This window comes from Amycolatopsis sp. NBC_00348 (genome assembly GCF_036114655.1).
In the GTDB taxonomy this organism is placed as follows: Bacteria; Actinomycetota; Actinomycetes; order Mycobacteriales; family Pseudonocardiaceae; genus Amycolatopsis.
In genome coordinates this window covers 7,227,258-7,240,232 of sequence record NZ_CP107994.1, presented here as the reverse complement: position 1 = coordinate 7,240,232, position 12,975 = coordinate 7,227,258, and the positions used below count along the sequence as shown (strand labels likewise).

General features: G+C 72.7%; 14 protein-coding genes. 12 read left to right on the top strand and 2 right to left on the bottom strand.

Going from position 1 to position 12,975, the window contains the following annotated elements; genetic code table 11:
* Positions 1 to 80: 80 nt before the first annotated feature.
* From OHS58_RS31635 to ligD, 3 genes are read left to right on the top strand one after another with little or no spacing between them, the layout of a single operon-like run.
* Entirely contained in the window at positions 81 to 1,388 is a 1,308-nt protein-coding gene (locus OHS58_RS31635; RefSeq protein ID WP_328644939.1) for an FAD-binding oxidoreductase, read from the top strand.
* Positions 1,385 to 1,834, top strand: coding sequence for an oxygenase MpaB family protein (locus OHS58_RS31630; RefSeq protein WP_328644938.1), 450 nt, complete (start codon positions 1,385 to 1,387; stop codon positions 1,832 to 1,834). Before OHS58_RS31635 ends, OHS58_RS31630 begins: the two co-directional genes overlap by 4 nt.
* A gap of 52 nt (positions 1,835 to 1,886) precedes the next feature.
* Positions 1,887 to 2,843: a non-homologous end-joining DNA ligase gene (ligD, locus tag OHS58_RS31625; RefSeq protein ID WP_326944590.1), complete on the top strand. Its 957-nt coding sequence runs from the start codon at positions 1,887 to 1,889 to the stop codon at positions 2,841 to 2,843.
* A gap of 67 nt (positions 2,844 to 2,910) precedes the next feature.
* Here ligD and OHS58_RS31620 read toward each other — a convergent pair whose 3' ends face one another.
* Positions 2,911 to 3,669, bottom strand: a complete 759-nt coding sequence (locus OHS58_RS31620) for a CDP-alcohol phosphatidyltransferase family protein (RefSeq protein ID WP_328649888.1) — start codon at positions 3,667 to 3,669, stop codon at positions 2,911 to 2,913.
* 70 nt (positions 3,670 to 3,739) lie between these two features.
* Here OHS58_RS31620 and OHS58_RS31615 point away from each other — a divergent pair, with 70 nt between their 5' ends.
* Genes OHS58_RS31615 through ribA form a run of 6 tightly spaced genes read left to right on the top strand, consistent with a single transcriptional unit; the run spans position 3,740 to position 8,669 of the window.
* The gene (locus OHS58_RS31615; RefSeq protein ID WP_328644937.1) at positions 3,740 to 4,696 is read left to right on the top strand and encodes a zinc-dependent alcohol dehydrogenase; all 957 of its coding nucleotides are present in this window, start codon (positions 3,740 to 3,742) and stop codon (positions 4,694 to 4,696) included.
* Positions 4,697 to 4,728: 32 nt separating this feature from the next.
* Positions 4,729 to 5,127: a 6-pyruvoyl trahydropterin synthase family protein gene (locus tag OHS58_RS31610; protein ID WP_323323953.1), complete on the top strand. Its 399-nt coding sequence runs from the start codon at positions 4,729 to 4,731 to the stop codon at positions 5,125 to 5,127.
* On the top strand, positions 5,124 to 6,191 hold the full coding sequence (locus tag OHS58_RS31605) for a glycosyltransferase family 4 protein (RefSeq protein ID WP_328644936.1): 1,068 nt from the start codon (positions 5,124 to 5,126) through the stop codon (positions 6,189 to 6,191). Before OHS58_RS31610 ends, OHS58_RS31605 begins: the two co-directional genes overlap by 4 nt.
* Entirely contained in the window at positions 6,188 to 7,015 is an 828-nt protein-coding gene (locus OHS58_RS31600; protein WP_328644935.1) for a class I SAM-dependent methyltransferase, read from the top strand. The genes OHS58_RS31605 and OHS58_RS31600 overlap by 4 nt, the downstream gene beginning before the upstream one ends.
* Complete coding sequence (locus OHS58_RS31595; protein WP_328644934.1) at positions 7,012 to 8,034, top strand: lysylphosphatidylglycerol synthase transmembrane domain-containing protein; 1,023 nt, start codon at positions 7,012 to 7,014, stop codon at positions 8,032 to 8,034. The genes OHS58_RS31600 and OHS58_RS31595 overlap by 4 nt, the downstream gene beginning before the upstream one ends.
* Positions 8,031 to 8,669 carry a GTP cyclohydrolase II gene (gene ribA, locus OHS58_RS31590; RefSeq protein WP_247058202.1) on the top strand — a complete coding sequence of 213 codons (639 nt, stop codon included), beginning with the start codon at positions 8,031 to 8,033 and terminating at the stop codon, positions 8,667 to 8,669. The genes OHS58_RS31595 and ribA overlap by 4 nt, the downstream gene beginning before the upstream one ends.
* On the opposite strand, the gene OHS58_RS31585 is transcribed toward ribA, so the two are convergent.
* Positions 8,658 to 9,356 (bottom strand): creatininase family protein, encoded by a 699-nt coding sequence (locus tag OHS58_RS31585; protein WP_328644933.1) that lies wholly within the window; start codon positions 9,354 to 9,356, stop codon positions 8,658 to 8,660. The two genes, ribA and OHS58_RS31585, sit on opposite strands and share 12 nt — an antisense overlap.
* A gap of 28 nt (positions 9,357 to 9,384) precedes the next feature.
* Here OHS58_RS31585 and OHS58_RS31580 point away from each other — a divergent pair, with 28 nt between their 5' ends.
* From OHS58_RS31580 to OHS58_RS31570, 3 genes are all read left to right on the top strand, one after another.
* Positions 9,385 to 10,185 (top strand): inositol monophosphatase family protein, encoded by an 801-nt coding sequence (locus OHS58_RS31580; protein ID WP_328649887.1) that lies wholly within the window; start codon positions 9,385 to 9,387, stop codon positions 10,183 to 10,185.
* A 136-nt stretch (positions 10,186 to 10,321) separates the two neighbouring features.
* Entirely contained in the window at positions 10,322 to 11,785 is a 1,464-nt protein-coding gene (locus tag OHS58_RS31575) for a serine/threonine-protein kinase (RefSeq protein WP_328644932.1), read from the top strand.
* A 121-nt stretch (positions 11,786 to 11,906) separates the two neighbouring features.
* The gene (locus tag OHS58_RS31570) at positions 11,907 to 12,965 is read left to right on the top strand and encodes a glycosyltransferase (RefSeq protein WP_326951673.1); all 1,059 of its coding nucleotides are present in this window, start codon (positions 11,907 to 11,909) and stop codon (positions 12,963 to 12,965) included.
* Positions 12,966 to 12,975 lie beyond the last annotated feature (10 nt).

Here is a 12,975-nt window from a genome sequence, read left to right as displayed (position 1 = left end):
TAGTCGGGATATAAACCAGATCTTGGACTTCTGATCGTCGCGGACCGAAGGTGGAAGGAGCACCGAAGGAGGAGTTCACGATGGACGTCACCCCGCTCACCGGCCGGGTCTTCGAGCCCGGCCAGGACGGCTACGCCGACGAAGTCGCCGGGTTCCAGCTCGCCGTCGCCAGCCGGCCCGCCGTGGTCGTCGGCGCCGAGACCGCCGCCGACGTCGTCACCGCCGTCCGGTTCGCCGCGGCCCAGGGCCTGCGCGTCACCGTGCAGGCCACCGGGCACGGCCTGACCGCGGGCACCGACGGGCTGCTGATCAGCACCCGGCGGCTGACCGGCGTGGACGTCGACGCCGCGGCCGGCACCGCCCGCGTCGAGGCCGGGGTCCGCTGGGGCGCGGTGCTCGAAGCCGCCGCGAAGCACGGGCTCGCCCCGCTCAGCGGCTCGTCGCCGGACGTCGGCGTTGTCGGCTACACCCTCAGCGGCGGCTTCGGCCTGATGGCGCGGAAGTACGGCCGCGCCGCCGACGACGTGCGCGCGATCGACGTCGTGACCGCCGACGGCTCGCTTCAGCACGTCGAGGCGGGTTCGGACCTGTTCTGGGCGCTGCGCGGCGGCCGGGCGGACTTCGGCATCGTGACCGCGCTGGAGATCGGCCTGGTCCCGGTCGCCGAGCTGTACGGCGGCGGCCGCTACTTCGGCACCGCGGACATCCCCGCGGTGCTGCGGGCCTGGCGCACCTGGGCGTCGAGCGCGCCCGACACGCTGACGACGTCACTCGCGATGATCCCGTACCCCGACCTGCCGATGGTGCCGGAACCGTTGCGCGGCAAGCACATCGCGCACGTCCGGGTCGCCTACCTCGGCGACGGCGGTGACGACCTCGTCGCGCCGCTGCGGGCCGCGGCGCCCGCGTTGCTGGACACGCTGAAGCCGATGCCGTTCAGCGAGTCCGGCTCGATCGCGGCCGAGCCGCCGCACCCGCACGGCTACCACGGCACCAACGCGACGGTCACCCAGCTCAACGACGCCATGCTCGACGCCATCGTCGAACACGCGGGCCCGGGCGCGGACGTCGACACGGTGCTGATCGTCGACCGGCTGGGCGGCGCGCTCACCCGGCCGCCGGCGGTGCCGGGCGTCGGCTGGGACAGCGCGGCGGAGTTCGTCGTCCGGGCCCTTTCCGTGGTCGAGGCCGGGATCGAGCCGGTCCGGCGGGCGCACGCGAAGCTGTTCGACGCGCTGACGCCGTGGTCGAGCGGGCGGCTGCTGCCGTTCGTGTACGGCGAGCACGACCCGGCGGAGGTCGCCGAGAGCGTCTACCCGGCGGGTGACCTGCGGCGGTTGCGCGAGCTGAAGCGCGAGTACGACCCGAAGGCCACCTTCGGTTCTTGACACAGCCTCAACAGCGGCGTTCCCTGAGCAAGGTCGACAGCGGCAACCTGTTCCGGCACCCGGCGAAGCGGACGCGGACCGCACTCACCTACCTCGCCGTCGCCACGATGGGCACCGACGCCGAGCGCGCCGCCTACCGCCGCGGCGTCAACCGGGCCCACGCCCAGGTCCACTCGGCGCCGGACAGCCCGGTGACCTACGACGCCATCGCGGCCGCACCGGCCCGGCGCTTCCACCGCTTCGTCACGACGGGCTTCCTGCCACCGCACTTCCGCGCGGAGATGCACCTGACCTGGACGTCGGCCGACCAACGCCGGTTCGACGCACTCCTGCGCGGGGTCGGCGCGGTGGTCCGGCTCAGCCCGGGCCCGCTGCGGCGGTTCCCGTGCAACCTCTGCCTCTGGGACCTCCGCCGCCGGCTGCGCACCGGGCGTCGGCCGTTCTGAGGAAGGCTCGCAACGAGTTGACCGCTTCGCGCGCGCGGGCGAAGGTGGGCCGATGAGCAGCGATGAGCTCCGTCACGGCGTGAAGTTGAGCAGTCTCGACCAGGAGGTCTTCCCCGGTGCGGGGGCCACCAAGCGCGAGATGCTCGACTACCTCGAAGCGGTCGCCGACCGGATGGTGCCGGAGCTGCGCGATCGGCCGTTGTCGGTGGTGCGGGTGCTGCGCGGCCAGGGGCCGTTCATGCAGAAGAACCTGCCGAAGTACACGCCGGACTGGGTCGAGCGGATGCCGCTGTGGGCCGACCGCTCGCGCCGCGAAGTCATCTACGCGCTCGGCAACGACCTGCGCACGCTGATCTGGTTCGGCAACCAGCGGGCGATCGAGTACCACGTGACGCTCTTCCGCGGCGAGCCCACCACCGGGCCGACGCACCTCGTCCTCGACCTCGACCCGCCGGAGGAAGGCCCGTTCACGCTGGCGATCGACGCCGCGAAGCTGGTGCGCGAGGCGCTGCAGGCCGACGGTCTCGACGGCGCCGTCAAGACCAGTGGCTCGAAGGGGCTGCACGTCTTCGTCCCGCTCGCCCCGGGCCAGTCGACCGAAGACATCGCGGCGGCCACCCGCGCGGTCGCGGCCCGCGCCGAGCGCATCGACCCGGCGCGCGGCACGACGGAGTTCGTCAAGGACCGCCGTGACGGCAAGGTCTTCCTGGACTCGACCCGCTCCGGCGGCGGCACGGTCGTCTGCGTCTACAGCCCCCGCAACCGCCCGGGCGCGCCGGTGTCGTTCCCGGTCCGCTGGGCCGACCTGGACGGCGTGAAGCCGTCGGACTTCACGGTCCACACCGCGCCGGCCCTGCTCGCCGACGGCGACCCGTGGACGGCGGAGATGCCGGAGCCGTTCGTGCTGCCGGCGGACCTCGTCGAGGAGGGCCACACGATCCCGGTCGCCCGGGTGGCCGCGATGCACGAAGGCAAGCGCCGCGCCAAGGCCGCCCGCGAGTCGGGCTGACAGCGCACCGGTCGTGAGTGGTAATTCGGGTTAGAACCCTCATTACCACTCACGACCCGACGTGAGGTCAGGCGGCCTGGTTGTGGCCCGGCAGCGCTGTGCCGTGGCCGAGGCGGCGGGTGAGGACCGCGATCGGGGCCGGGCGGGCCGCCGGGACGCGCGTCCGGGCCAGCCAGACGACGTCGCGGCCGAACGACCAGACCAGTGACGTCAGCGCCACCACCACCGCGGCGAACGTCCACGCCACCGGCAGGATCTCCGACACCGCGACCACCAAGACCACGCCCTGGACCGCGGCCACCGTCTTGCGGGCCATGCTCGGGTACAGCGGCGCCGTCAGCCACGGCATCGCCCACGACGCCGCGACGAACGCGTAGCGCATCAGGCCGATCGCCAGCACCCACAGGCCGAGCTTCTCCGACACCTGGACGCACAGCAGCAGGATCAGGAACGCGTCGACCTCCATGTCGAAGCGCGCGCCGAACTCCGACGTCGTCCCGGTGCGGCGGGCGACCTGGCCGTCGACGCCGTCCAGCGCCAGCGCGACGGCGATCAGCGCGACCAGCCACGCGATCGGCTGGTGGGCGTCCGCGATCAGTTCCGCGGCGCAGCCGACGAGCGTCGCCCGGGCGAAGGTGATCCAGTCCGCCGGACCGAAGCTCCCACGGCCGGTGCGTCGCAGGCCCCAGCCCGTCAGCAGCACCAGCGCGAGGCCGAACACGAGCCCGGTCGCCCAGGCGATCGGCGCGAGGCCACCGGCGACGGCTCCGGCGGTGAGCACCCACGCCGGCACCGCCGCGCGTAGGAGAAGTCCGTGCTTGATCATCGTCCGCTCCGCGAATTTGCTCATAGGGTGGCGGCGACACCAGCCTCCGGTCGCCTGCTAGGAGAAACACGTGGAACGCGCTTTCTGGGTTCAAAAGCCGGGCGAAGGCGAGATCCGGCCCGTGACGCTGCGCGACCCCGGACCGGACGAAGTCCTTGTGCGCACGCTGTGTTCGGGCGTCTCGCGCGGCACCGAGACCCTCGTGTTCCGCGGCGGCGTCCCGGCGAGCCAGTACGACGTCATGCGCGCGCCGTTCCAGGACGGCGAGTTCCCCGGCCCGGTGAAGTACGGCTACCTCAACGTCGGCGTCGTCGAGACCGGCGAGCTCCGGGGCAAGACCGTCTTCTGCCTCTACCCGCACCAGACCGCGTACGTCGTCCCGGTGAGCGCGGTGACCCTCGTGCCCGACAACGTCCCGCCCGGCCGCGCGATCCTCGCCGGCACCGTCGAGACCGCCGTCAACGCCGTCTGGGACGCGCGGCCGCGGCTCGGTGACCGGATCGCCGTGATCGGCGCCGGGATGGTCGGCGCCAGCGTCGCCAAGCTGCTGTCCGGCTTCCCCGCGACGCGCGTGCAGCTCATCGACGTCGACCCGCGACAGAAAGAGATCGCCGACGCACTCGGCGTCGACTTCGCGACGCCGGAAGCGGCGCTGGGCGACTGCGACCTCGTCGTCCACGCGAGCGCGTCCGAAGCCGGCCTCGCGAAGGCGCTGGAGCTGCTCGCGCCGGAGGGCGAGGTCGTCGAGCTGTCCTGGTACGGCGACCGGAAGGTCAGCGTGCCGCTCGGCGAGAACTTCCACTCGCGACGGCTGACGATCCGCAGCAGCCAGGTCGGCACGGTCGCGCGCCCGGATCGCGACTACGCGCAGCGGCTCGGCGTCGCTCTCGATCTTCTGGCCGATCCGGCGTTCGAGGCGCTGGTCAACGGCGAATGCGCGTTTGCCGACCTGCCGTCGGTGTTACCCCGGTTGGCCGCGAATGAACTTTCCGCCCGCTGCCTCCGTGTCATGTATCAGCCGCAGTAACCACGTCCACCCCGAACGCATCGGAGGTCTTGGTGTTCAGCATCACCGTCCGTGACCACGTGATGGTCGCCCACAGCTTCCGCGGAGAAGTCTTCGGACCCGCGCAACGCCTGCACGGCGCGACCTTCGTGGTGGATGCCACCTTCCGCCGCACCGACCTCGACGAGGACAACATCGTCGTCGACATCGGCAAGGCCACGGAAGAGCTCGGGGCGGTGCTGAGCGACCTGAACTACCGCAACCTCGACGACGAGCCGGTGTTCAAGGGCATCAACACCTCGACCGAGTTCCTCGCGAAGGTCATCGCCGACCGCCTCGCCGACGCCATCCAAGCCGGACGCCTCGGCGAAGGCGCGCGCGGGCTCGAAGGCATCACCGTCTCGCTGAAGGAATCGCACGTCGCCTGGGCGAGTTACGAGCGTGCGCTGTGAACGGCCTCTACGTGATCCTGCCGGGCGACGTCGACGACCCGGCCGTCCCGAGCGGCGGCAACACCTACGACCGCCGGATGTGCGACGGCCTCACCGCCGCCGGGCTGGACGTGCACGAGATCGCCGTCAGCGGCAGCTGGCCGCGGCCGGACACCGAGGCGCGCGCGGTCCTGGGCCACCTGCTTTCGGCGTTGCCCACCGGCTCCGCCGTGCTGCTCGACGGCCTGGTCGCGTGCGGTGTGCCCGAGGTGATCGTCCCGCAGGCGCGCCGCCTGTCGCTCTCGGTCCTGGTGCACCTGCCGCTGGCCGACGAGACCGGCCTGCCGCCCGCGCTCGCCGCCGAGCTGGACGCGCTGGAGCGCGAGACGCTGCACGCCGCGAGCTCGGTCGTCGCGACCAGCGAGTGGGCGGCGCGACGGCTGATCCGCCACCACGGCCTGGCCCCGCACCGCGTCCACGCCGTGACGCCCGGGGTCGACCCGGCGCCGCTGTCGATCGGCACCGACGGCATGTCGCGCCTGGTCTGCGTGGCCAACGTGACCCCGCGCAAGGGCCAGGGCGTGCTCGCTCAGGCCCTCGAGACCGTCGCCGACCTGCGCTGGACCTGCGAATGCGTCGGCGGCATCCGCCGGGAGACGAAGTACGTCGAGCGGCTGCGCGAGCACCGCCTCGGCGCCCGGTTCACCCTCACCGGCCCGCGGACCGGCCCGGCGCTCGCCGCGACCTACCACTCCGCAGACCTGCTCGTGCTGCCTTCGCGCGCCGAGACGTTCGGCATGGTCGTCACCGAGGCCCTCTCCCGCGGCGTGCCGGTGCTGACCACCGACGTCGACGCGCTGCCCGACACCGTCGGCGTCGCGCCGGACGGCTCGGTGCCCGGGATGCTCGTGCCGGGCGACGACGTCGACGCGCTCGGTGCCGCGCTGCGCCGCTGGCTGACCGAAGCCGACCTGCGCAAGCGTTTGCGCACGTCGGCGCAGCTGCGCCGCGAGACGCTGACCGGCTGGGACGCCACCGCGCGCCGGATCGCCGAGGTGCTGCAGCGGCAGGAGGCGGCGGCATGACCGCGTTCGCACCGGCCTGGCTGTACCTGCGGGAACCCGCCGACGCCGCGGCTCGCGCCACCGAGCTCGTCGACACGCTGCGCGAGAACCTGCCGGAAGGCGACCTGGTCATCCGCGACCTCGGCTGCGGCACGGGGTCGCTCGGCCGCTGGCTGGCCGCGCGCCTGCCCGGCACGCAGCGCTGGATCCTGCACGACGAGGATGCCGAGCTGCTCACCCGCGCCCGCACTTCGCTGCCGGCCGCCGCGCTGGACGGCAGCCCGGTCGCCGTGGTCGCCGAGCAGCGGGACGTCACCGCGCTGCGCGCCGCCGACCTCGCCGGGACGTCGCTGGTCACCGCGTCCGCGCTGCTCGACCTGCTGACCGAGGACGAGGTCACGGCGCTGGCCGGCGCCATCGTCGGGGCCGGCTGCGCGGCGCTGCTGATGCTCTCGGTCACGGGCCGGGTGGAACTCTCGCCCGCCGACCCGCTCGACTCCGCCCTCTCCGCCTCGTTCAACGCCCACCAGCGCCGGCTCACCGGCGGCAGGCGGCTCCTCGGCCCCACCGCGGGCGACGTCGCCGCGACCGCGTTCGGCAGGCTCGGTGCCACGGTCGTCCGCGCCGAGAGCGCCTGGCGGCTCGGACCCGATCAGGCCGAGCTGCAGCGGCAGTGGCTCGAGGGCTGGGTCGGCGCCGCTGTCGAGCAGCTGCCCGAGTTGCGCCCGGCCGCCGACGTCTACCTGCAGCGCCGGCTGGAGATGGCGCAGGCCGGTGAGCTGCACGCGGTGATCCACCACGGCGACCTGCTGGTCCTGCCGCCGAGCCTGGAGGTGGCGGCGTGAAGCGCGCGCTCGCCTGGCTGCGCATCCTCGGCGCCGTCGGCATCCTCGCGGTGCTCGTCTGGCAGCTCGGCAGCGGCGCCTTCCTCGACGGCCTCGGCCGGATCGACACCGTCGGCGTGGTGGCCGCGCTCGGCATCGGCTTCGCGACGACGCTGTTCAGCGCGGGCCGCTGGCAGATCGTCGCCACCCGGCTCGGCCTGCGGCTTTCGCTGCGGACCGCGGTCGGCGACTACTACCGCGCGCTGTTCCTCAACGGCGTGCTGCCCGCGGGCGTCCTCGGTGACGTCCACCGCGCGGTGCAGCACGGCCGCGAGTCCGGCGACGTGCCGCGCGGCGTGCGTGCCGTCGTCCTCGAACGCACCGCCGGCCAGGTCGTCCTGATCGGCTCCGCCGTCACCGTCGTGCTGGCCTGGCCGGGGGTCGTGCCGGGCGCGTTCCGCCAGGTCGTGACGCTCTGCGGGGTCGTCGTGGTGCTGCTCGCGGTCGCCGCGGCGGTGATCGGCCGGACGGTCGGCGGCCGCTGGATCCACAGCCCGTCGAAGGTGCGCCGCGGCTTCGCCGCCACCCTCGCCGACGTCCGCCTGGGCCTGCTGACCCGCGAGACGTGGCCCGCCGTCGGCTTCCTGTCGGTCGCGACGCTGGCCGGGCACCTGGCGCTGTTCGTCGTCGCCGCCCGCGTCGCCGGCGTGGACGCACCGGTCGGGCAGCTGCTGCCCCTGATGATCCTCGCGCTGCTCGCGATGGGTCTCCCGCTCAACGTCGGTGGCTTCGGCCCGCGTGAAGGCGTCTGCGCCCTGCTCTTCGGCGCGGCCGGCCTCGGCGCCGCCCAAGGTGTCACCGTCGCCGTCGTCTACGGCGTGCTCTCGCTGGTCGCGAGCCTGCCCGGCGCCGGTGTCCTGCTCGTCCGGAGCATCGCCGGGTTCCGCCTGGCCCGCGCTCCGCACGCCGGAACCGTCGTTCCCGCCCCGCGCACGGCGGCCGACGTTCCTGTCGAATCGGAGATGGGATTGAAGTCATGACCGCAAGCGAAGCCGTCGAAAACCTGCCGCACCGGGCCGTGGTCGAGCGGGTGGTCGACACCCGGCTCCCGACGCGGCACGGGACCTTCCGCGCGGTCGGCTACCTCGACCGGACCGGCACCGAGCAGGTCGCGCTGGTCCACGGCGAGATCACCGAGCTCGGAACGCTCACCCGCGTCCACAGCGAGTGCCTGACCGGGGACGTCTTCGCCTCGACGCACTGCGAATGCGGCGACCAGCTGGCGGCGGCCCTGGACCGGATCGTCGAAGAGGGTGCCGGCGTGCTGATCTACGTCCAGGGTCACGAGGGCCGCGGGATCGGCCTGCTCGCCAAGCTCAAGGCGATGCGCCTGCAAGACGAAGGCCTCGACACGGTGGACGCGAACGTGGCCCTCGGCCTGCCGATCGACGCCCGCGACTACCACTCGGCGGCCGGCATCCTGCAGGACCTCGGCGTCCGCTCGGTGCGGCTGCTGTCGAACAACCCGGAAAAGGCCAACCAGCTCACCCGCTACGGAATCCGCATCAGCGAACTGGTTCCGCTGCTGGTTCCGCCGAATCCGGAGAGCCTCCGCTACCTCCGGACCAAGGCCGAGCGGATGGACCACCTGCTCCCGCACCTGTCAGGCGCTTAACACCTCGAGCAGCGCGGCGAAGCGCTGGACCAGCGTGTCCAGCACGACGTGCCCCTTCGCCGCGGTCGCCAGGGACGGCCGGCCGACGACGCCCGACTCCGTGTACGCCCGCAAGCCCAGCGTCAGCAGGTGTTCGCGGTCGGTGACGTGGTCGGCCGTCTCGTACCCGGGCCGGACCAGGTGCGGGTGCGCGTGCAGCAGGATCGACGTCTCCAGCTCGCCCGCGTGCATGTCGTCGTCCAAAGACGTCCGCAGGCCGGCCGCGGTGTGCGCGGCCTGCCAGTCCGCGACGCCGGGGAACAGCGCCATCGACCCTTTCGACTCCTGGACCACATTGGACAGTACGTAGTTGCCGCCGTGCCCGTTGACCAGCACGAGCCGGTCCACGCCGGACGCTTCGAGCGAGTCCGCGACGTCGGTGACGACGGCGTGCAGCGTGCGCGCGGAGACGCTGACCGTGCCGGGCCACGCGGCGTGCTCGTGCGAGCAGGAGATCGGGAGCGGCGGCAGGTGCAGCACGGGGTACGCGTCGGCGACGGCCTTGGCCAGCGTCGCGGCGATGACGGTGTCCGTCACCAGCGGCAAGTGCGCGCCGTGCTGCTCGAAGCTGCCGATCGGCAGCACCGCGACCGCCGCCCGCCGCCGCTGCTCATCGGCCGTGGTCGCGAGCGGGAACAGGTCGGTCATGGCGGCACCCCTTCTCTATGTTGGTGGCATGAGCGAGCATGCCGCACTGCTGGACGTCGCGCGCGAAGCCGTGGCGAAAGCGACCGCGATCATCCGGTCGCGCCCGAGTTTTTCCGTTTCCGCGAAAGGTGATCGCGACCTGGTGACCGACGTCGACACCGCGGTCGAGGACGCGCTGCGCGAGTTCCTCGCCGCCGAGACGCCGGAGATCGGCGTCTTCGGCGAGGAGCGCGGGCGCAGCGGCGACGGCGGTGATCGCTGGTGGGCGCTCGACCCGATCGACGGGACCGCGAACTTCGCCCGCGGGATTCCACTGTGCGGGATTTCCCTGGCGCTGGTGGACGGCACGCAGAGCACGGTCGCGGCGATCACGCTGCCCTATCTGGGCGTCACCTACACGGCCGCGGAAGGCGAAGGTGCGTTCGCGAACGGGGAGCGCGTCCGCGCGTCCGCCGCGACGGAGATGTCGGACGCGATGATCGCCGTGGGTGACTTCGCGATCGGTGAACTCGCGGACGAGAAGAACCGCGCCCGGCTGTTGCTCCTTTCGGACCTCGGCGCGCGGGCGCAGAAGATCAGGATGTACGGCAGCGCGGCGATCGACCTGGCGTGGGTGGCGGACGGAAAGCTCGACGCAGCACTGATTCTGGCCAACAAACCGTGGGACACGATGGCCGGCGTGCTGCTGGTGCGCGAGGCCGGCGGCGCCGTCGTCGACCGTGACGGCAGCGAGCATTCGGTCGATTCCACGGCCACGATCGCCGTCGGTGCCGGGCTGCGCAAGGAGATCGTGGACGCGCTTGATCGTGCCCATGGGGTTGTTCGTTAAGATTCCGGGTACACGGTGGGCAGCGCCACGTGCGTGATTGCACTGTCCGCGCAAGGTTTTCGGTTACGTTGGTACCGGTCGGCGGATGAGCCTGGCATGCTGGCCGGATCTCGTGGGCCGCTTCGGAGAATGGTGGATGCTCGTGGAAAGTCGCCGGATCCGCGATCGGTACCGGCTGATCGAGCCGATCGGCGGCGGCGCGATGGGCACGGTGTGGCGCGCGCAGGACGAGCGGCTCGACCGCACGGTGGCGATCAAGGAACTCCTGCTGCCGCACGACCACGACGAGGACCGCACCGAAGAAGCGAAGAACCGCGCGATGCGCGAGGCGCGGATCGCGGCCCGGTTGCAGCATTCCCACGCGATCACGGTGTTCGCCGTCCTCGAGGAAGAGGACCGGCCGTGGCTGGTGATGGAGTACCTGCCGTCGAAGAGCTTCGCCGTCCTGATCCAGGAGGAACCGGTTCCGGTCGACGACGCCATCCGCGTCGGCGCCCAGATCAGCTCCGCGCTGGCGGGCGCGCACCGCGTCGGGATCGTCCACCGCGACGTCAAGCCGGCCAACATCCTGGTCTCCGACGACGGCACGGCGAAGATCACCGACTTCGGCATCTCCCGCGCGATCGGTGACGTCAAGCTCACCGCCACCGGTGAGATCGCCGGAACGCCCGCGTACCTCGCGCCCGAGATCGCCCGCGGCGAGGACGCGAGCTTCGCCGCCGACGTCTTCTCCCTCGGCGCCACGCTGTACGCCGCCGTCGAGGGCTCGACGCCGTACGGCACCTCGGACAACCCGATCGCCTTGCTCTACAAGGCGTCGAGCGGGGAGATCGAGCCGCCGGTCAAGGCCGAGCGGCTGACCCCGCTGCTGCTGCGGATGCTCGCCCCCGAACCCGCCGAGCGGCCGTCGATGGACGAGGTCGAGCGGGAGCTGCGGGCGCTGCTGACGGACGACGAGCCGGGGGAGGCCGTGCTCGCGGCGACGATCCCGGAGGCGCCGGCCGCCATGCCGGCCTCGGCCGTCATCCCGCCCCCGCCGGGCGAGGTCGCCGCGGTGTCGCCGGGCGCGCGCAAGGGCATGATCGCCGTCGGCGCGGGCGCGGCGCTGCTGTGCGTCGCGGTCGTCGTGGCGATCCTGCTGGTCGTGCGCCAGAAGCCGCCGCAGGACAACGCCGCCCCGCCGGCCTCGCCGGCGCCGTCCACCTCGGCTTCGGCCCCCACCTCGGCCTCGCCGTCCCCGACACCGCCGCCCACGTCGGCGCCGTCGACCTCGGCGCCGCCGACGTCACCGACGATTTCGACGGTGGCGTCCGCGAAGAACGCCGCCGACGCGCTCAACTCCTACTACCAGTTGCTCCCGGGCAACCCGGCGGAGGCGTGGAAGCTCCTGACCGCCCACTTCAAGGCGTCGCGCGGCCAGACGTACGAGACGTACACCCGCTTCTGGGGCCGGTTCAAGTCGGTGAACGCCAGCGGCGTGAAGGAGGTCGGGCCCAACCGGGTCACCGCGCACGTCGTCTACGACGGCGGCCAGGCCGAGAACGACACCTTCACCATGATCCAGGAGAACGGCGTCTGGATGATCGACGGACAGGTCTGAACCGGCCCGGTGCCGGCCACGTGTGACAGATGAGCCGTCATCGTCGTCGACCGCGCCTGGAGGTAGCCGTGTCCGTTTCCACCGCCCTGCCCCGGCGTCCGCGATGAGGCCCGCCGACCCGATGGTCTTCATCCTCCCGGCCGCGCCGCCGGGCAGCGACAGCTACGACAAGCGCATGTGCCAGAACCTGCCCGCCGTCGGGCAGCCGGTGCTGGAGCTGCCGATCGTGGGCGACTGGCCGGAGCCGGACGCGACGGCTCGCAGACGGCTCGCACGGTCACTCATGGCGCTGCCCGACCGCACGGTGGTGCTGCTCGACGGCATGATCGCGGCCGGCGTCCCCGAGATCGTCGTCCCGCACGCCAGACGGCTGCGGCTGGCCGTGCTGGTCCACCAGGCCCTCGCCGACGAGCCCGGCCTCGATCCGGCGCGCCGCGCGGAGCTGGACGCGTGCGAGCGCGAGACGCTGCGGATGGCGGGCATGGTCGTCGCGACCAGCCCGTGGCTGGCCCGGCTGCTGATCGACCGCCACGACCTGGACCCGAGCCGCGTCTACGTGGCGAAGCCGGGCACGGACGCGGCCCCGCTGGCCGCGGGTGCGGACGGCGTGTCCCGCCTGCTGTGCGTCGGCGACGTCACCCGCCGCAACGGCCAAGACGTGCTGGTCGAGGCCCTGGGCGAGGTCGACCACCTCGCGCTGTCGTGCGTCTGCGTCGGCTCGCTCGAGGTGTCCCGCGGTTACGTCGACGAGCTGGGCTGGTCGATCGAGCGCCTCGGACTGGGCGGCCGGATCACGCTGTCCGGCGACGCGGTGGACCTGGGCGCGGCCTACAACGCGGCGGACCTGCTGGTGATCCCGTCGCGCGGCGGCGCGTCGGGCATGTTCGTGGCGCAGGCCCTGGCCCGCGGCATCCCGGTCCTGGCGACCGAGGTGGGCGGGGTCTACGACGCCCTGGGCGTCGACGCGGACGGCGAGATGCCGGGCCTGCTGGTCCCGCCGAACGACCCGTTCGCCCTGGCGGACGCCCTGCACCGCTGGTACGCGGACCCGGAGCTACGCAGATCCCTGCGCACGGCAGCCCTGGGCCGGGGAAGCGCACTGGAGGAATGGGACGTCGCGGCAAGACGGCTGACGCAGGTGCTGTCGAGGTTGGCGTCGGAGCCACGCATCGTCGCCTGACCCTTGCCGC

Excerpts from the sequence above, each read along its gene's own strand:
- OHS58_RS31635 (WP_328644939.1), top strand. The coding sequence starts at position 81 with ATGGACGTCACCCCGCTCACCGGCCGGGTCTTCGAGCCCGGCCAGGAC.
- ligD (WP_326944590.1), top strand. The coding sequence starts at position 1,887 with ATGAGCAGCGATGAGCTCCGTCACGGCGTGAAGTTGAGCAGTCTCGAC.
- OHS58_RS31620 (WP_328649888.1), bottom strand. The coding sequence starts at position 3,669 with ATGATCAAGCACGGACTTCTCCTACGCGCGGCGGTGCCGGCGTGGGTG.
- OHS58_RS31600 (WP_328644935.1), top strand. The coding sequence starts at position 6,188 with ATGACCGCGTTCGCACCGGCCTGGCTGTACCTGCGGGAACCCGCCGAC.
- ribA (WP_247058202.1), top strand. The coding sequence starts at position 8,031 with ATGACCGCAAGCGAAGCCGTCGAAAACCTGCCGCACCGGGCCGTGGTC.
- OHS58_RS31585 (WP_328644933.1), bottom strand. The coding sequence starts at position 9,356 with ATGACCGACCTGTTCCCGCTCGCGACCACGGCCGATGAGCAGCGGCGG.
- OHS58_RS31580 (WP_328649887.1), top strand. The coding sequence starts at position 9,385 with ATGAGCGAGCATGCCGCACTGCTGGACGTCGCGCGCGAAGCCGTGGCG.
- OHS58_RS31575 (WP_328644932.1), top strand. The coding sequence starts at position 10,322 with ATGCTCGTGGAAAGTCGCCGGATCCGCGATCGGTACCGGCTGATCGAG.
- OHS58_RS31570 (WP_326951673.1), top strand. The coding sequence starts at position 11,907 with ATGGTCTTCATCCTCCCGGCCGCGCCGCCGGGCAGCGACAGCTACGAC.